The organism is Bacillus cereus group sp. N31 (genome assembly GCF_016483245.1).
In the GTDB taxonomy this organism is placed as follows: domain Bacteria; phylum Bacillota; class Bacilli; order Bacillales; family Bacillaceae_G; genus Bacillus_A; species Bacillus_A toyonensis.
Window position 1 is genome coordinate 451,940 of record NZ_JAEHCH010000001.1, and the last position, 18,267, is coordinate 470,206.

Genomic DNA, 18,267 nt, shown 5'->3' on the forward strand with positions numbered 1-18,267 from the left:
GATATGTTCGTTTCCAACAATCCAGTTCAAATATAGCTTTCTACGAAACTATTTATTCGTCATAGTATTTCTTATGCTCTTTTTTCATTGAATATACAAGAAGGTCAATATATAGAGCAAACAAGAGACTTATTTGATAGCTTCTCTATCGGGTTTGTTGCACTGTGTCACAAAGACAAGAAACAAATTGAATCAGACTATATAAGTATAGTGAATGCTGTAGACAAAGCCTTAAATTAATCAAAACCACCCGTCATGAACGGGTGGTTTTGATGATACAACAAATGATCCACTCCAAGTGTATATTTATGACGTATTGAATTCAAACCTGATACTTGGCTTCACAGGTTTTTCATCTTCTCCAATCATATGAATCAGACTACGCATGATTACACAACAACCCGTTATTGTAATTTCGTTATCTTGCTGTTACATTTCAAAATGCTTACAATAACTCGCTCCAGGTTTATACTGAAGCTAGAGGTGATTCAAAATGAAATACGATTGGAAAACGAATCCAAACCGAATTAATCAACAACCAGACTCTGACAATCCAATTCTACCCTTCCCTGTTTCTGATGAACAATGGAAAGCTGTTGTAGATAATAATGCTTCTTATGACGGACATTTTTTTTATGCAGTGAAAACAACAGGGATTTTTTGTCGGCCTTCTTGCAAATCAAGAGTACCCAAAAGAGCAAACATTGGCTTTTTTGAAAATAGTGATCAAGCACTAGCCGCACATTTTCGTCCCTGCAAACGGTGCAAGCCAACCGGGCAAAGATTACCCGATGAAGAGTGGATTGCTTTCATAACCGAATATGTGGATAGCCACTGTGATGAAAAGTTGACGCTTGAAGCTCTTGCGCTTCTGAGTCATGGAACCCCTTATCACTTGCATAGAACTTTTAAAAAAATCAAAGGCATGACCCCGGTGGACTACATCCAGCATGTTCGAATAGAAAAAGCGAAAATGTTATTGACTACTTTGGATGACCCAGTTTCTGAAGTTGGTGAGTCTGTCGGCCTTTCCAACACACCATATTTTATCACGCTGTTTAAGAAGAAAACCGGACAAACGCCGGAAGCTTATCGTAGACAGCAAAAACAAAACCTGAAGGAGGCGTTTTCAAATGACATCTAAAAAAAGCAATTCTCTCTATTGGTCCTTGTTTTCTTATGAAAACTGGAAGATGTACATTGCCGCAACAGATAATGGCCTATGTTTTGTCGGATCACAAAATCAGCCATGCGAAGAATTGGTGAAATGGGCAAATCATTATTGGCCTGGAAACGACCTGATTCGAGATGACGAAAAATTGCAACTTTTTGCAGATGAGCTTGTTCATTATTTTCAAGGCAAGCTCAATCGGTTCAGCATTCCAATCTTTTATCGCGGCACACCTTTTCAGGAAGCTGTATGGAAGGCTCTATGTGATATTCCGTACGGTCAAACTCGATCTTACTCGGATATTGCTCAACAAATTCAAAAACCGACTGCGGTTCGGGCCATTGGGAAGGCTATTGGAATGAATCCGATCCTCATTACTGTTCCATGCCATCGCGTTATCGGGAAAAATGGATCGCTGACGGGCTATCGCGGCGGAATAGAAATGAAAACGAAATTGCTGGAACTTGAACGAGGCTTTACAAACAGTAGGAAGGAATTACAACATGTCTGATCAGCATATAGCATCTTTAGCCGAACTTAACTGGGCTGAGTTACATCAAATGCTTGATAAACAGGGATACGCTAAACTGCCGCCTCTTCTAAATGCGGAATCATGTGCGAGTCTAATCAAAGGCTATGAAGACGAATCTCTATATCGCAAGACCATCGACATGAACCGATATCGTTTTGGAATCGGGGAGTACAAATATTATCATTCGCCTCTTCCTAATCGGTTACAACAAATCCGGGATAACTTGTATCCAGAGCTAGCCAAAGCGGCAAATCGCTGGCTGGAACAGTTGAATAGATCACCCGAATACCCAGAAACCCTGGCGATGTTTCTTGATCAATGTCACCAGGCGGGGCAGAATCGCCCTACTCCGCTAATTTTGAAGTATGAAGCAGGGGGCTACAATTGCCTCCATCAGGATTTGTACGGGGATATATTCTTTCCTTTTCAAGTCGTGTTTACTCTGAATCAACAGAACGAAGACTATACAGGCGGTGAATTTTTACTCATTGAACAGCGACCACGGGCACAGAGCAGAGGTCATGTCATTACGCTTAATCGGGGTGAAGGTCTCATTTTTCCAACTCAATATCGACCGATATTGGGGACGCGTGGATATTACAAGGTGGCTCTGCGACATGGCGTCGGTACCGTCAATTCGGGAATGCGGTATAGTCTGGGGGTTATATTTCATGATGCGAAGTGAACCCAGACCCAAATTACATCCTTATAAGCATGTAACAATTCAGGATTGTTGCTTCTTCTCCAATCCATACGACAGATATGATTTAGTAGGTGATTGAGGATGACAATTGAATATTTATATAAAACACCTAAAACACTGCTGAATAAGGGGACTGGTTTTTTGTCCGGCTATAGTCATTCGTTGAATCCTTATACGGGATGTGCGTTCGCCTGCTCGTATTGCTATGTGCGGCAAATGCCTGTCTCCATCTTTCGTAACTCGGAATGGGGGACTTGGGTAGATATTAAAAAAGATGCTGCACTCACATTCCAAAAAGAATTGCTTAGAGCTAAGACTAAAGGCACGGTCACCATTTTCATGTCATCCAGTACGGACCCTTATCAACCAATTGAACACAAGGAGAAAATTACGCAGTCTTTACTGGAAATTATGGTCGACAATCCCCCGGACTTCTTGCTTGTTCAAACACGAAGTCCACTTGTCCGTAGGGGCATAAAGATGCTGCAACAGTTGGGAACTAAAGTTCGGGTAAGTATGACAGTAGAGACCGATAGGGAAGATATTCGCAAGCATTTTACGCCCTATGCTCCCCCTATTCCAGCAAGACTTAAAACACTCGAACTGCTTGCGGAATTCGGTATTCCTGCACAGGTTGCCATTGCACCCATATTACCAAGTAGCGAGGGATTTGCAGAAATATTGCGCCCTTTGGTTAACCGTGTATGTATTGACGATTATTTTATGGGGGATGGCAGCGGTGGTAAACGAACACACAGGATGGGCTTACAAGCGTTATATAGAAGTCTAGGAATGGAAGAGTGGTATCATCCATCCGTCTACCAATTGGTTCATAAACGAATGCGGCAGTATTTTTCGGAAGATGAACTTTTCATTAGTCAGAAGGGTTTTGAGCCCTAACGTTATGATTAAAAACATCAAGTCTTCATTTCGGAACTAAAATCGTTTTTATAACAGGTTTCGAATTTTTATGTAGTACAGACATTAAGTGAAAGGTGGATTTTAACTAAGTTTACTTATATCGTAAACTTGGTAATTTATAAATGTAAATTAATGGGGGGTTATTATGAAAGATAGCAAACATTATAATTTTCACAAGCTTTGGCTAGGACAATCTATAAGTTTATTAGGTACTCAGTTTACAATAGTAGCTTTGCCACTTTTTGCATTAGAGGTGTTACAAACAAGTGAAGCAAATGCTGCTATGCTTCGTGGGGTTATATTCGTCCCTTATCTAATTTTCGGGTTAGTAGCTGGTGCTTTGATAGACATCTTTCATAGAAAAAATGTTTTGCTAATTTGTAGTATATGTCAAGGTGTACTATTTTTATCAGTATTCATACTGACTGTAACTAATATTATAACGTTCCCTTTATTGGTGTTTATCATGTTTTTAAATGGAATATTTACTACATTTTATAATATCGCCATTCCTTCTTTCTTACCAGAAATAGTAACAGATAAAGATCAGTTAAAAAAAGGAAATGCTCAACTAGCACTTTCGGAGTCTCTTTCTATAGTAATTGGTCCTATGCTAGCTGGAATTATCATTACTCTAGTTGGATTAACAGGCTCATTTACTGTTGACGCAGTAACGTATTTTGTTTGTTTTGTATTTGTATTGTTTATTTCAAAGTTTAAACCGCATACAGAGGGTACCTTAAAAGACGTAAATATAAAATCCATATACCAAAACATATATGAAGGCTTGATATATTTCAAAAAACACCCTGTATTAGAGCCGATTGTAACCTGTGGCGCTGTTTACGGTTTTTTTAAGTACATACTAAATAGCATTTTAGTAATATTCCTTTATAAGGTAATGGGTCTATCTGAAATTGAAATAGGGTTTGTTGTAGGTTCAGCAGCGGTGGGATTTTTAATAGGTAATACGATACTCATGAAAAAAAGTCAACAAATTAATAATACAAAAATGCTTATTTATAGCGCTACTGTATCAGTTACCGGTTTGGCCTTTATACCAATAATGGGATATATGGGAACAGTTTACGGTATAGTAGCCGCAAGTATCATACATGGTATGGGAGAAGGTGTATTTGGCCCTTACGCTGCAACTATACGACAACTTGCCTCACCAAATCACATGCTAGGTCGAGTAAATGCTGTACAGCGTACGCTGAATTGGGGAGCTTGGGCATTGGGGAGTTTTGCTAGTGCATTTTTAATTTCGATATTTGGGCTTCAAATTACGTTATTTATAGGAGGATTCGGAACAACATTGTGTTTAGTGGCGTTGTTAAGACGAGGTGTATCAAAAGGAAATGATATTGAATATACGAGTTCATTTTAGAGGGGATGATTATGATGTATAAGGTATTAAAAGAAACTGACATAGAAAATAAACCACACATTTTATTTATAGGGGGATGGACAAAGCCTATACAAGATGCATTAGACAGTGGATATACTGTTTCGTATATAGGATCTTACGCTAAACACATATACTTTGATGGTGCTATATTAGAAAAATGTTTCTATAAAAAGGAATTAGACACAACAAACATACCCTTGTCTATATACTATGCTGAAGAATTATTCAAAGAGAAAGCCTTTGATGTGGTTGTATCTTTCAACGAAACAGCATTAGATACGGCTTGCATAATTGCAAAGATTTTTAATGTTAAAGGACCTTCTTACAATGCTAATATGATAACCCGCAATAAAGACATGATGCGTGAAATTCTAGCAGACAAAGACTTTTCGATAGATTCGACAGTTTGCAATACTATTGAAGACATTAATGAATTTTTGAACAAAAAGGATAGTATTATAATAAAGCCGCCGATTGGGGCAGGGGGTAAAGGAGTATCTAAGCTAGACACGGGAGATTACGTAGGGATATTTATTAAAGAAAATGGTATTCAACTACCTGTTTTAGTGGAAGAGTACATTGAAGGTGATGTAGTTTATACGGTTGAAACCGTTACGTATAACAAAAAACATTCTATACTAGCTATATCAGCTGAAGTATTTAAAGAAGATACGTTTATAATAAATTATACTATTATGCCGGCACCTATAGATGAATCTCAAAAAAAATTAATTATGGAGAAAGTAATGCTATTTTTGGATGACATGCAAATGGAAAAAGGTATTACTCATACAGAAATAAAGATAGATAAACACAATAAGCCAATAATCATAGAGTCTCAAGTTAGAATAGGTGGCGGAAACATCTGGAAGATGGTGGAACTAACAACCGGCATATCTCAATTTGGATACTATTATGATGCGTTAGCTACTGAGACTATAGATGAATTCAGATGTGTACCTTCAAAATGTCAAGCTATGTCTTTAAGTCTAATTCCAAAACCAGGTTGCATAAAAGAAATTAAGTATAAAGAGTTAGCTAACATATCCGAGGTCGTATTAATTGATCTATTAGTAAAAGAGGGTGACACCATACCAACTATTGTAGACAGTACTCAACGCAAAGGAAGTATATTATTTACGGCTAATGATATAGAACATATGTATAGAGTTGCAGACAAAATATGTGACAATATAACGTTTGTTTATCAGGACTTGTCAGAATGGAAACCTTCTTTTGTCCATTGCAAGAAAACAGAATAAAAAGAAAATAAAAAACACAGGAAAAATGCTTTTTCTGTGTTTTTTTTTGCAGTCATTATTTTTAGTTTATTTAAAGTGTTTCCGTTTCATACTACGAATGAGAGCTTTCGTTTCTTTATCTACACGATAAGATTCTGTAATTTTTTGCAAAGCTTTATTATAAGTGAAATCATCGAGAGTATTATGTTTTAAATAGTCCAATGTTAAATCGGGGAACTTTATATAGCAGATAGACACCGCCCAAGCAATAGCCATTTTTGCGTAAAAACCATTATGTTTTGTGTTATCGAGTAGAGTTAGAACTTTACTAATGTACCCATTTTCAATATAAAAGTCTAAAAGCATAACTACGCCAAATCGAACTTCATATTCATTTTTTGATGAAAGATAAGACTGTAAAAATTCCCATACAGCCTCTCTATGTTCTTTGGTAAATTTAAGTCCTATGCAGAAACTATCGCAAACTGACCAATTATCTATTTTGGGTACGAAAGAAGCTACATAAGATAATTGGTCATTAATATCCGTTTTAACATAGCCAATAACCATACCTTGTAACATAATTTCCTCAAAATATTCATCTTCGGCTGTTTTTAGATAAGTTCGCCAATCATCCTTTGCAATCTTCTTTGCTATTTTACGTAATTCGGGTAGTCGAACACCCAAAACATTATCAATATTAGGTATGAGTGCTGCTGAAAATTTTTGATATTCTGGATCAATAAGTTCAAAAATTTGTGTTCTAATTGTATTTTTCATCCCTATCCTCCTGGTATTTAACTATGGTAGAAAATGATATATCAATATAGGGTTCTCCATAAATAAAACGTTGCATAGGATTCCCAATTTGTCCAAGTGGTAGCATATTCTTTAATTTCTTTTTTTGTTGGTGTTGTTTCAGATCCTGTGAGTAGCTTAATTACATTATGCAAACCGACATCATCGATTGGAAAAGCAGTAGGAAACCGCAAGCATCGCATTAGAACGTAATTCGCTGTCCATGGACCAATACCACGAATACTAACTAAAAGTTTTTCAGCTTTTTTATGGTCATTAGTATGTAACAAGGATTGTTTTGTTAATTTTCCGTCTACCATAAGTTGTGCAACACCAATCAAATACTCACATTTCTTTATGGTCATTTTTAATGGAAGTAAATCTTCGACAGTCAATTTAGCAATCTTTTGTGGCAGTGGGAAAATCCAATATTTATTTCCATTCCATTCCACATGTTCACCAAAATTTTCTACTAAACGTCTTTTCAATGTATACGCATAGGTGAGGTTGATTTGCTGTCCAAGAATTCCCCAACATAAGGCTTCAAATAAATCGGGAATTCCCATATTACGTAAGCCATAGTGCTCTTTGATAGGCGTATTTAATAATTTATCTTTTTCAGCTAAAACATAAAAGGGAGATAGATTAGTGTCTAAATCAAACCATTCACGTACAAAACTAGCAACAGTCGCACGAATCCATTTTGGTTGTATAACTGTATTATTTATAAAGCGTATAACAAGATTATCTTCTTCGTCCGCGCTAATTTCAATTAATGGTTTTTCTTGTTCTATAGATAATATACGATAGATCTTATCATCTTTAATATCATACATACATTCATTTGGAGAACGTTGTAGGTATTGTAAGTTCTCTTTGAAAGCAAATTCCTTAGGCACGAATAATTTTATCTCTTGCTCAAAATCTTGCCAAGAACCATGTGGGAGAATGGAACAACAATTTTTACAAGGGAGATAGCCAGAATGCATAACCTCTTTTCTAGATTTGAATACTGTGATATTTTGTTCTTTTTGTCCATTTTCACACCATGGAAAGCAATATATTTTACTAGTTATATCACCTATAAAATATGGAGCATCCCATTCAGTATTGTTAATATACTTTTTCATCAAATTCCTCCTGTTTTTTCATACATAACTCTAATATATTTTTATCATAAATTTCTTTTATTTGATTTTGTAATCTTGCTCTTATATTCCCAAATCCGTACAAATGATGAATTCTGGGTTTATACTAGTTTTCCATGGAGGCGATTACATGAGAAAACAAAATAAGCCAACAGTTGTAAATGCAATAGACGAAATCAATTTAACTGATGAGAGATGGTGGGCTATCATACAAAATGATGCATCATACAATGGGAAATTTTATTACGCAGTAAAAACAACAAAGCTTATTTGTCTTCCATCTTGTCAGTCACGTATTCCAAATGGAGTATGTATATTGCCACTACTAAAAGAGAGTTATGTTGGTTCACTTAATGAATCTTTGTATAAGCTTACAAATTGGATTGAAACGAGACTTCTAAATGATGTTCTAATTCCAAAAGATGAAAAGTTAAAGCTATATGCCGAGGAATTAATCGAATGTCCAAAATAAAATACGTTATGGGAAAACATACTCATATACAGACATAGCAAACCTTATTAAAAAACCTTATACCGTTCGCGCCATTGGAGAAAATCCAGTACTGGTCACCATGTAGTCGGAACAAATGGTTCATTAACAAGGTATAGAGGGGGGAGTAACAATGAAGGAGGCGCTGTTAGATCTGGAACGGAATAATAAGTAGTGGAATTTTCCCAAAAAATACAAAAACATTAAATTAGAAGAGTGGTTTGTTACATGTGCGAGAAAAAAATATATATTCTTATGGATTCAAATAGAGATATTTATACTAGTGATATACCTGGGACTCTAGGGGGGTACCGCCGAGGCAAGTTATATGGAAAACTAGATTGTCCCTCAGCGTTACGTGCAATTGCGCAGGGAGGATATATAAAATACCGAGTATTTTTTTCTGATGAAAAAACAGCAATTGCAGCTGGATATCGTCCATGCACAGTTTGTTTACCAGAAAAATATGCGCAGTGGAAAAACACTCAAAAAAGGAATGATAAGAATGTCTAAGATAAAACGTTACTCTTTTTCTCCTTTGATTGAGAATACAGAAAAATCAATTTTAAAACAATCGAAATCTCTAATTCCACAAAAAGAAATAGAAATGGGTACGTTGATGAATTTACTTACCTCCGTCCATCCACCAATTGAATCCATTACAATTGGTCATGGGAGAGATAATGTCTCGAAAGAGATAGCCTATGCTATAGCTGAATTATGGGAAACAAAAGGAGGAAGCGAAGGAAAGGGAGGCTATGTACTAAATATAGTAGACTGGCCTGAAGAGGCTGCTTCATGGTTACGTCCAGCAACACGTTTCACAAATGGGGAACCTGATGCATGGATTGTCACAGGGACTTTGTTAGGCTGGATTCAAATGTGTCGTCGATTATATAAAGATACAAATTGGAATGCACAAAGAACCTTTAGTTTCTCATCATTAGCCACCCCTCACATGTTAAAATTTGCAGGAGAGTCAATTGATGGACTATCTATTCTTGAAGGAATGCGTGGTAGTCTACCCTACGGCGGAATGTGGTATATAGAAAATGGAAAGATTCATAAAAATTTTGAAAGTAATATCACATATAAATAAAAACGAAAAATCTTTATACTAAGTTATTAAGATAAATAATTAATCCGTTATAATTTTAAATAATTATTAAACGTTACAATTTGTAAATAGTGGAAAAGGAAAATGTGTTGATGGTTATAAAAAAGTGCCTTCAATAGAAAAAATTTGCGAAGCACATAGTGGATGATAGGGTAAATTTACAAGACGGAATTGCAAAAACTCTATTTTCTGATGAAAAAAGAATATATCGTAACATGGAAATAGAATGGAGAATTTATAGGGTATGAAAAAAGCTTCAAAAAAGGAATTTTGCCAAATAAGACTATTTTTATAATGAAAGAAAAAGAATAAAAAATGATAAGAAAGAGGTGACTTTCTGTTCAAACTTGAACGGAAAGTCACCTCTATTCGTTACACATATGTTTTTCTGTGGCCTCCAATAAGGAACTAGGGTTTTTTTCTATTGTACAGACTCTTTTTCCTCAGTAACCGCATGTATTTTATTGTTCACCCATACGAACCCTATTCCGATGCAAATTGAAATGCCCCAGCCGACAGCAGTCATAATCGCTCTCATTTCACCGTAGCCATCTACACCGAAAACGGAGATGAAATAAATTTTTAAAAAGCTTTTTAATATAAATTGAAGCCCGAAAAATAGCGTTAAATATTGTAGTGCTGGATATATACGACTATCACGATACAGTTCACGACTTTTATCACGGTCATGCCCTTGTAGTGCTGCAATATCTGCTGCGAAATATAACATAAGTGGTTTTTTTATAAAAATTGTACATATGACGATAATACCGAGTACGATGTGATAATACGCATCGTTCCACAACATTCGTTCAGCTGATCCAGATAATAAATCTACCGTCGTATTAGAAATGAGTGTAATTAAAATAAAGAATCCTGTCACGTTAAACTGCTTTTCTTTTTTAAAGGTATACAGTGTATAAATAATCCCCGGAACAGAGGAAATTAACATCGCGTAATAAGGATCAATATAAGGTTTTGCAAATTTCCAAATGAGGAATGGGATTACGAGATAAAAGACAAGATCTAATATAGCTTTTTTATTTTGATTCATACAAATCCTCCTTAAGTCATACATATATTTTATAATATAATTTCTGAAAATTGTATAAGGTTTGATTGGAAAAGAAAAAATATATCAATTTTTGAGGGATTAGTAGATTGAAAAAATTGCCCCTAGCGTAGTAAGTTTTTTTAGTATATAATAAAGGAAACGCTTTCATTTTGGTTTGTTCACAAAATGGACGGAAAATCACATATGTACTATCGATATGTTGCTTTATAATGAAACTAATTAAATATACGTGCATACAATATTGTGAAATAAATAACATAAATAAAATATATAAATGTAAACGTTATCAAAGAGAGAGGTGGAAACAATGAGTAAATTTTTCTTCAATCATAATCCAGCAACAGTAGAGGATGGAAGGCTTGTTAAGTATGCTGAAATTATTTATGGAGAAGGTGGCCGTTCTGTATTAGAAAATTTAATGGTGAAGGCATCTATCAGATTGCGCGATCGTTATCCGAATAAATCTGACGAACAGATCTCGAACCTCGTAAATAAAGGCATCCATGATATGTTTCAAAAATATGTGAGTGAGTAAGAGTAGCCAATGGCTGCTCTTATTTTTTTGTATAAGGATTGTAACTCTAGCTGAAAATAAACATGTGTTTTGAAAAACGTAAAAAGGAGTGGGAAAGATGAGCAATGGAATTGGACGTTCGAAAGAAAACCTTCCAACTGATGCAAATCATGTGAGCGCAAAGGATCGTGCACAGCAGAAACGTATGGCACAGAAAAAACAGCAAGAGCGTAGTGACGATAGCGAGTAGGGTAGAAAATAACTAAAAAGAAAGCTCCTTCTAAAAACGGAAGGAGCTTTTTTAAGATAGAAAATGATTAGCGGTAACATAAAAGAGGCCACCGTTAATAATTTGCACTGTAATACGTGGTTCATATTGTTCTTGCAAGGCTTGTTTTTCAATTTCATAGCTTTCAGGAAGTTCATCACTATCTTCATAAAAACGATTTAAAAGATCTAAATCGTGATTCCAACGTACCCTCGCTTCTTTCGCCCACGCATGATCATCTTCTGCAATTATATTTTTTAAAGCGTCCTCTATACGTTGTAAGCCGCTTTGAGGCTTAATGATAGGAGAGAGCGTAAAACAAAAGTCAGGTATTTTCGGTGTAAGTTTAATGTTAGTTAATGTTTCATGAAAATTTGCCATCATTGTTCCAGAGATGAGATGAATACCAATGGAATGAAGGATGTCTTTTTTTCGATCACATTGATAAGACACTTTTATATTTACACCGAGCCAAGGATGGAGCGGTGTATGCGTTGCCCCGTTATGCTTTATTTCCTCATATAAACGTATGTAAGAGCCTAATTCTTTCGTTGTCTGGAAAATTTGATGTAGTCGTGGTGAACCGTAGTGAATAAGTTCGCCATCGTTTTCTTCATTTTCTGGATTTGTAATAAGAGTAAGGCGCATCGGATTCGGTACGCCTCCTGTTTTTTCAAGATAGTGCCAATAGAAAGGGCGGTTCATTAATAATTTATCCATCTCAATTGTTAACTGCACATCTAATAGGTGAGGGGAACGTCCTAAAATTTCGCAGTTATTCGCCTCAAAGAAATTGTTTAAATAATTATGGATTTCATGTTGCTGCATAGCCTTGCACCTCAGCTTCATTTCGCTTCGCAAAGTCGATAATAGATGTTAAGTTTTCCATCTTAATTCGAATTTCTCCTTCGCTTTTTGATTGCGCAAAAATTTCTTGAATATGCGCATCGATGTTTTTCATATTAATTCTTGTTAAAATTTCATCGAGTTCACCGATAACACGCTCAAATAAATTTATTTTTTCATATAACAGTTTCAAAATGTGTTCTTCAACAGTATGCTTTGTAGCTAAGTTATAAATATGAACATCATTTTTTTGACCAAGACGGTGAATACGTCCAATTCTTTGCTCAAGACGCATTGGGTTCCATGGCAAATCATAATTGATCATATGGCTACAAAACTGTAAGTTAATTCCTTCTCCGCCAGCTTCCGTTGCAATTAATACTTGCGCGTGTTTTTGGAAAAGTTCCTTCATCCAATCTTTTTTCCCACGTTTAAATCCACCGCGGAACGGAACGGAAGAAATGCCGTGCTGCTGTAAAAACCATTGTAAGTACATTTGTGACGCTCGATATTCCGTGAAGATGACGACTTTATCGTCAATTTCTTTTATAAGCTCAAGAGCTTTATTTGCTTTTGAGTTGAATGGAATATGATTAATATTGTCCATTAGAACATCAATATATGGATCTTTTATATATTGTTCATTTTCTTTCTGACGTTTTTCTACATGCTTTTTTAATGAATAGTACACAGCTTCACGGCTACTACATGCCTCGCGCTTTAATGTTAAGGATGAGAAAGCAGATGTGAAGGCATCTCGTCCTCCCCAGTGTTCAATTGCATTATATAAAGCTTGCTCTTCTTTATTAAACTCTACAAAAATTGTACGTACATGCCTCTTCGGCCAATCAATTCCGGTATTATGACGTCTATTTCGGACCATTACTTTGTTAATGAGAGCTTTTAAGTCTTCATCTGATTCGGCTGAACGATTTTTTGAAGCGTAGTATTCTTCAAAGTTGGATTGATTGCCCAAATGTCCTGGTTTTAATAAAGAAACAAGGTTGAAAATTTCATCAATCTTGTTTTGAACAGGAGTAGCTGTTAGTAATAAACAAAACTTCTTTTTTAATCGCTGTGCAAATTCATAGTTTTTTGTTTTATTATTTTTTAGTTTATGTGCTTCATCGATAATAATAAGATCATATTCTAAGTTCAAAACGATATCGCGATGTGGTGAACGTTTTGCAGTATCAATTGATGATACGATCACGTCAGCTTGCTCCCACGAGTAGCTTTTCTTTTGAGCTACAGCTGGAATGAAAAACTTTGTATTTAGTTCGTATGCCCATTGTGACACGAGAGAGGCTGGGACGAGTATGAGTACTTTTTTCACAAGCCCACGCACCATATATTCTTTTAAAATAAGTCCAGCTTCAATTGTTTTTCCAAGCCCTACTTCGTCGGCTAGTATCGCTTTACCGTTCATTTGTTCAATAACATTTTGAGCGACTTCTAATTGATGAGGAAGCGGTGTGAAATGGGATAAGTGCTTCGGTGCTTGTAGTCCATCGAAAGTAGGAACAAGTAACGATTTTTCTGTTTCATAAGCTAAATGGTATAAATCCCAGTTTGTCCAAGGACCATCTTCTTCAATTCTATTTAAAAAATTGTTTTGCCACGTCCGATCTACGGAAATATCAACATTCATTACGACTCTCCCACCTTTTATAAGTTAAAGTAATTATTTTTTACATGTATAATGATTCGCCTTGAAAGAAGGCTTTGTTATCGTTATTAAAGGCTATATGATAGACAATAATAAGCATTAAATCTCAAAAGTTGTATTTAGTAAGATTAAGAATGAAAAATTCTAAATTATTTTTTATGCTAGAATATTGATGAAATATAGCGAATGATGTTAGGATAATGGTGTGAAATGTGTGGAATCTTTCGTATTTTATCCAAGAAAGTACTTTTTTATTTACGCTTTCATAAAAAAATATAGTGAGATTCCGTATATCCTATCTTTTCAGAATGAAAATGTTTAGATATGGGAAGCAACTTTTATTGATTTGTCAGAGCATAAGGGGGAAAGAGCATGATTACATTACAACGTACACCGTTATTTGATGTATACGCGAAGTATGGTGGGAAAACAATCGACTTTGGTGGCTGGGAATTACCAGTTCAATTTTCAAGCATTAAAGAAGAACACGAAGCTGTACGTACAGCGGCAGGTTTGTTCGATGTGTCTCATATGGGAGAAGTTGAGGTAAAAGGTGTAGATAGTTTAGCATTTTTACAACGTGTTGTTACAAATGACGTATCTACCTTAAAGGTAGGAGGCGCACAATATACAGCTATGTGCTACGAAAATGGTGGTACAGTAGATGATTTATTAATCTACAAACGTGGTGAAGAAGACTATTTATTAGTAATCAATGCATCAAATATCGAGAAAGATTACGAATGGTTAGCAAGTCATGTAATTGGCGATGCGAAAGTAGTCAATGTTTCTAGTGAAGTTGCGCAGCTTGCAATTCAAGGACCAAAAGCAGAAGGCATTTTACAAAAAGTTGTGTCAGAAGATTTGAAAGAAATTAAGTTCTTTAAATTTAAAAACGATATTCTTGTAGATGGAATTCCTGCACTTGTATCTCGTACAGGTTACACAGGTGAAGACGGATTCGAAATTTACTGTAAGAGTGAAGATGCTGCAAAACTTTGGGAGAAACTTCTTGAAGTTGGAGCAGAAGAGGGCTTAAAAGCATGTGGTTTAGGTGCTCGTGATACACTTCGCTTTGAAGCAACACTTCCGTTATACGGACAAGAATTATCAAAAGATATTACACCGATTGAAGCAGGAATTGGCTTTGCGGTAAAACCAAACAAAGAAGCAGATTTCTTTGGAAAAGAAACGTTAAAAGAGCAAAAAGAAAACGGTGCATCTCGTAAATTAGTCGGCATCGAAGTGATCGAACGCGGTATTCCTCGTACGCATTACCCTGTATTTGTAGGAGAAGAAAAAATCGGGGAAGTAACGAGTGGTACACAATCTCCAACGTTAAAGAAAAGCATTGGTTTAGCACTAATTGATGTAAAATACGCAGCAGTTGATACAGAAGTAGAAATTGAAATTCGTAATAAACGCGTCAAAGCAGTAGTTGTTCCAACACCATTTTATAAACGTTCAAAGTAACGGGGAGAGGGGTAGATTTCATGTTGCATCGTTATCTTCCAATGACAGAAGAAGACAAAAAAGAAATGTTACAAACGATCGGCGTTCAAACGATCGACGAATTATTCTCTGATATTCCAGAGAGTGTTCGTTTTAAAGGGGATTTAAAAATTAAAGAAGCAAAATCAGAGCCAGAGCTTTTAAAAGAGCTATCTCAAATGGCTGGTAAAAATGCTAATTTAAAAGAATATGCTTCTTTCTTAGGAGCAGGCGTATACGATCATTATGCTCCAGTAATTGTTGATCATGTTATTTCTCGTTCAGAGTTTTATACTGCTTACACGCCATACCAACCAGAAATTTCACAAGGGGAATTACAAGCAATCTTTGAATTCCAAACAATGATTTGTGAATTAACAGGAATGGATGTAGCAAACTCTTCTATGTATGACGGAGGTACAGCTTTAGCTGAAGCGGCAATGTTAGCGGCTGGCCATACTCGTAAAAAGAAAATTCTTGTATCTAGTGCAGTGCACCCAGAATCAAGAGCAGTACTTGAAACTTATGCAAAAGGTCAACATCTAGAAGTTGTTGAAATTAATCATAAAGATGGTGTAACAGATTTAGACGTATTACAAAGCGAAGTAGACGATACAGTTGCTTGTGTAATCGTTCAATATCCAAACTTCTTCGGACAAGTTGAAAAGTTAGCTGATATTGAAAAAATCGTTCATCAACAAAAATCATTATTTATCGTTTCTTCAAATCCGTTATCATTAGGCGCATTAACACCACCAGGGAAATTCGGTGCTGACATTGTAATCGGTGATGCACAACCATTCGGTATTCCAACACAGTTTGGTGGACCACACTGTGGTTACTTTGCAACAACGAAAGCATTTATGCGTAAAATTCCAGGACGTCTTGTCGGACAAACGGTAGATTCAGATGGTAAACGTGGATTTGTATTAACGCTACAAGCACGTGAACAGCATATTCGTCGTGACAAAGCGACATCTAACATTTGTTCAAACCAAGCGTTAAATGCATTAGCAGCTTCTGTTGCAATGACGGCACTTGGAAAACAAGGTGTGAAAGAAATGGCACGTCAAAATATTTCTAAAGCACAATATGCAAAACGTCAATTCGAAGCGAAAGGCTTCACAGCTACATTTGCTGGACCATTCTTCAATGAATTCGTTGTAGATTGCAAACGTCCAGTGAAAGAAGTAAACGACGCATTACTACAAAAGAATATTATCGGTGGTTATGATCTAGGCCGTGATTATAAAGAATTAGAAAATCATATGCTGTTAGCAGTAACTGAGCTTCGTACAAAAGAGGAAATTGACACACTTGTAAACGAAATGGGGGCTATCCAATGAAGAACCAAGACCAAGCACTTATTTTTGAAGTGACTAAAGAAGGACGCGTAGGATATAGCTTACCCAAATTAGATGTAGAAGAAGTGAAACTAGAAGATGTATTTGAGAGCGATTATATTCGAGTAGAAGATGCAGAGCTACCAGAAGTATCTGAACTTGACATTATGCGCCACTATACAGCACTTTCAAACCGTAACCACGGCGTGGATTCTGGATTCTATCCACTTGGATCTTGTACGATGAAATATAATCCGAAAATTAATGAGAATGTAGCTCGTTTTGCAGGATTTGCAAATATTCATCCACTTCAAGATGAAAAGACAGTACAAGGTGCAATGGAATTAATGTACGACTTACAAGAGCATTTAATTGAAATTACAGGTATGGATACTGTTACATTACAACCAGCAGCAGGTGCACACGGAGAATGGACAGGTTTAATGTTAATTCGTGCCTACCATGAAGCAAATGGTGACTTTAACCGTACGAAAGTAATTGTTCCTGACTCTGCTCACGGAACGAATCCAGCATCTGCAACTGTAGCTGGTTTTGAAACAATTACAGTAAAATCGAATGAACATGGTCTTGTTGACTTAGAAGATTTAAAACGTGTTGTAAACGAAGAAACAGCAGCACTTATGTTAACAAATCCAAATACATTAGGTCTATTCGAAGAAAATATTTTAGAAATGGCTGAAATCGTCCATAATGCAGGCGGTAAATTATACTATGATGGTGCAAACTTAAATGCGGTATTAAGCCAAGCGCGCCCAGGAGATATGGGATTTGACGTTGTGCATTTAAACCTTCATAAAACATTTACAGGTCCGCATGGCGGCGGTGGTCCAGGTTCTGGTCCAGTAGGTGTGAAAGCTGATTTAATTCCGTACTTACCAAAACCAATTTTAGAGAAAACGGAAAATGGCTACCACTTCAATTACGATCGTCCAGAAGCAATTGGGCGTGTGAAACCATTCTATGGTAACTTCGGTATTAACGTTCGTGCATACACATACATTCGTTCTATGGGTCCAGATGGACTACGTGCAGTAACTGAGTATGCTGTATTAAATGCGAATTATATGATGAGAAGATTAGCGCCGTTCTATGATCTTCCGTTCGATAGACATTGTAAGCATGAATTTGTATTATCAGGTCGTCGTCAAAAGAAACTTGGTGTACGTACATTAGATATTGCAAAACGTCTGCTTGATTTCGGTTACCACCCACCAACAATTTACTTCCCATTAAATGTGGAAGAATGTATTATGATTGAACCGACAGAAACAGAATCAAAAGAAACGTTAGATGGTTTCATTGATAAGATGATTCAAATCGCTAAAGAAGTAGAAGAAAATCCAGAAGTTGTACAAGAAGCACCACACACTACAGTTATTAAACGTTTAGACGAAACAATGGCTGCTCGTAAACCTGTTTTACGTTATGAAAAGCTTGCTCCTGTACAAGTTTGATTAGAATAAAAAAGAACTCGCTACATGCGGGTTCTTTTTTTGTTTGGAGAATTT

General features: G+C 36.1%; 19 protein-coding genes and 2 pseudogenes. 15 read left to right on the top strand and 6 right to left on the bottom strand.

What is annotated here, in order from left to right:
• Positions 1-493 precede the first annotated feature (493 nt).
• The 6 genes from JDS81_RS02410 to JDS81_RS02435 all read left to right on the top strand — a co-directional run bounded on the left by JDS81_RS02410 (position 494) and on the right by JDS81_RS02435 (position 6,000).
• Positions 494-1,144, top strand: coding sequence for a bifunctional transcriptional activator/DNA repair enzyme AdaA (locus tag JDS81_RS02410; RefSeq protein WP_097952968.1), 651 nt, complete (start codon positions 494-496; stop codon positions 1,142-1,144).
• Positions 1,134-1,682: a methylated-DNA--[protein]-cysteine S-methyltransferase gene (locus tag JDS81_RS02415; protein ID WP_087969684.1), complete on the top strand. Its 549-nt coding sequence runs from the start codon at positions 1,134-1,136 to the stop codon at positions 1,680-1,682. The genes JDS81_RS02410 and JDS81_RS02415 overlap by 11 nt, the downstream gene beginning before the upstream one ends.
• Positions 1,675-2,388 carry a 2OG-Fe(II) oxygenase gene (locus JDS81_RS02420; RefSeq protein WP_097952970.1) on the top strand — a complete coding sequence of 238 codons (714 nt, stop codon included), beginning with the start codon at positions 1,675-1,677 and terminating at the stop codon, positions 2,386-2,388. Before JDS81_RS02415 ends, JDS81_RS02420 begins: the two co-directional genes overlap by 8 nt.
• A gap of 99 nt (positions 2,389-2,487) precedes the next feature.
• Positions 2,488-3,306, top strand: a complete 819-nt coding sequence (locus JDS81_RS02425; protein ID WP_097952973.1) for an SPL family radical SAM protein — start codon at positions 2,488-2,490, stop codon at positions 3,304-3,306.
• 166 nt (positions 3,307-3,472) lie between these two features.
• Positions 3,473-4,717, top strand: coding sequence for an MFS transporter (locus JDS81_RS02430; RefSeq protein WP_097952975.1), 1,245 nt, complete (start codon positions 3,473-3,475; stop codon positions 4,715-4,717).
• A gap of 14 nt (positions 4,718-4,731) precedes the next feature.
• Positions 4,732-6,000 (top strand): ATP-grasp domain-containing protein, encoded by a 1,269-nt coding sequence (locus tag JDS81_RS02435; protein ID WP_142316297.1) that lies wholly within the window; start codon positions 4,732-4,734, stop codon positions 5,998-6,000.
• Between the two features lie 66 nt (positions 6,001-6,066).
• Here JDS81_RS02435 and JDS81_RS02440 read toward each other — a convergent pair whose 3' ends face one another.
• Together JDS81_RS02440 and JDS81_RS02445 are read right to left on the bottom strand one after the other, a co-directional pair.
• On the bottom strand, positions 6,067-6,759 hold the full coding sequence (locus JDS81_RS02440; protein WP_097952977.1) for a DNA alkylation repair protein: 693 nt from the start codon (positions 6,757-6,759) through the stop codon (positions 6,067-6,069).
• A gap of 41 nt (positions 6,760-6,800) precedes the next feature.
• Positions 6,801-7,907: a DNA glycosylase gene (locus JDS81_RS02445; RefSeq protein ID WP_097952978.1), complete on the bottom strand. Its 1,107-nt coding sequence runs from the start codon at positions 7,905-7,907 to the stop codon at positions 6,801-6,803.
• Positions 7,908-8,055: 148 nt separating this feature from the next.
• Between JDS81_RS02445 and JDS81_RS30255 the strand changes: the two are divergent.
• The 4 genes and pseudogenes from JDS81_RS30255 to JDS81_RS02465 form a co-directional block, all read left to right on the top strand.
• A pseudogene (locus JDS81_RS30255) lies at positions 8,056-8,229 on the top strand (Ada metal-binding domain-containing protein); the annotation flags it as partial.
• A gap of 202 nt (positions 8,230-8,431) precedes the next feature.
• Positions 8,432-8,503 carry a hypothetical protein gene (locus JDS81_RS31030; RefSeq protein WP_371399163.1) on the top strand — a complete coding sequence of 24 codons (72 nt, stop codon included), beginning with the start codon at positions 8,432-8,434 and terminating at the stop codon, positions 8,501-8,503.
• Between the two features lie 140 nt (positions 8,504-8,643).
• On the top strand, positions 8,644-8,928 hold the full coding sequence (locus tag JDS81_RS02460; protein WP_097952980.1) for an Ada metal-binding domain-containing protein: 285 nt from the start codon (positions 8,644-8,646) through the stop codon (positions 8,926-8,928).
• Entirely contained in the window at positions 8,921-9,514 is a 594-nt protein-coding gene (locus JDS81_RS02465; RefSeq protein WP_087969675.1) for a hypothetical protein, read from the top strand. Before JDS81_RS02460 ends, JDS81_RS02465 begins: the two co-directional genes overlap by 8 nt.
• Before the next feature lie 439 nt (positions 9,515-9,953).
• Here JDS81_RS02465 and JDS81_RS02470 read toward each other — a convergent pair whose 3' ends face one another.
• Together JDS81_RS02470 and JDS81_RS30260 are read right to left on the bottom strand one after the other, a co-directional pair.
• Entirely contained in the window at positions 9,954-10,586 is a 633-nt protein-coding gene (locus JDS81_RS02470) for a VC0807 family protein (RefSeq protein WP_001073100.1), read from the bottom strand.
• Positions 10,587-10,726: 140 nt separating this feature from the next.
• A pseudogene (locus tag JDS81_RS30260) lies at positions 10,727-10,842 on the bottom strand (GTP pyrophosphokinase).
• A gap of 72 nt (positions 10,843-10,914) precedes the next feature.
• Between JDS81_RS30260 and JDS81_RS02475 the strand changes: the two are divergent.
• Both JDS81_RS02475 and JDS81_RS30735 read left to right on the top strand, forming a co-directional pair.
• A complete protein-coding gene (locus JDS81_RS02475) occupies positions 10,915-11,142 on the top strand; it encodes a hypothetical protein (protein WP_000032702.1) in 228 nt (75 codons plus the stop codon).
• 97 nt (positions 11,143-11,239) lie between these two features.
• Positions 11,240-11,371 carry a hypothetical protein gene (locus tag JDS81_RS30735; protein WP_000064664.1) on the top strand — a complete coding sequence of 44 codons (132 nt, stop codon included), beginning with the start codon at positions 11,240-11,242 and terminating at the stop codon, positions 11,369-11,371.
• A gap of 51 nt (positions 11,372-11,422) precedes the next feature.
• Here JDS81_RS30735 and JDS81_RS02480 read toward each other — a convergent pair whose 3' ends face one another.
• Both JDS81_RS02480 and JDS81_RS02485 read right to left on the bottom strand, forming a co-directional pair.
• Entirely contained in the window at positions 11,423-12,217 is a 795-nt protein-coding gene (locus JDS81_RS02480) for a YqhG family protein (protein ID WP_001183954.1), read from the bottom strand.
• Positions 12,204-13,886, bottom strand: coding sequence for a DEAD/DEAH box helicase (locus JDS81_RS02485; protein ID WP_001100044.1), 1,683 nt, complete (start codon positions 13,884-13,886; stop codon positions 12,204-12,206). The genes JDS81_RS02480 and JDS81_RS02485 overlap by 14 nt, the downstream gene beginning before the upstream one ends.
• A gap of 390 nt (positions 13,887-14,276) precedes the next feature.
• On the opposite strand from JDS81_RS02485, the gene gcvT reads away from it, so the two are divergent.
• From gcvT to gcvPB, 3 genes are read left to right on the top strand one after another with little or no spacing between them, the layout of a single operon-like run.
• Complete coding sequence (gene gcvT, locus JDS81_RS02490; RefSeq protein WP_000631761.1) at positions 14,277-15,377, top strand: glycine cleavage system aminomethyltransferase GcvT; 1,101 nt, start codon at positions 14,277-14,279, stop codon at positions 15,375-15,377.
• A 20-nt stretch (positions 15,378-15,397) separates the two neighbouring features.
• Positions 15,398-16,741 (top strand): aminomethyl-transferring glycine dehydrogenase subunit 1, encoded by a 1,344-nt coding sequence (gene gcvPA / locus JDS81_RS02495; protein WP_000903224.1) that lies wholly within the window; start codon positions 15,398-15,400, stop codon positions 16,739-16,741.
• On the top strand, positions 16,738-18,213 hold the full coding sequence (gene gcvPB / locus JDS81_RS02500; protein ID WP_000795710.1) for an aminomethyl-transferring glycine dehydrogenase subunit 2: 1,476 nt from the start codon (positions 16,738-16,740) through the stop codon (positions 18,211-18,213). Before gcvPA ends, gcvPB begins: the two co-directional genes overlap by 4 nt.
• Positions 18,214-18,267: the final 54 nt, after the last annotated feature.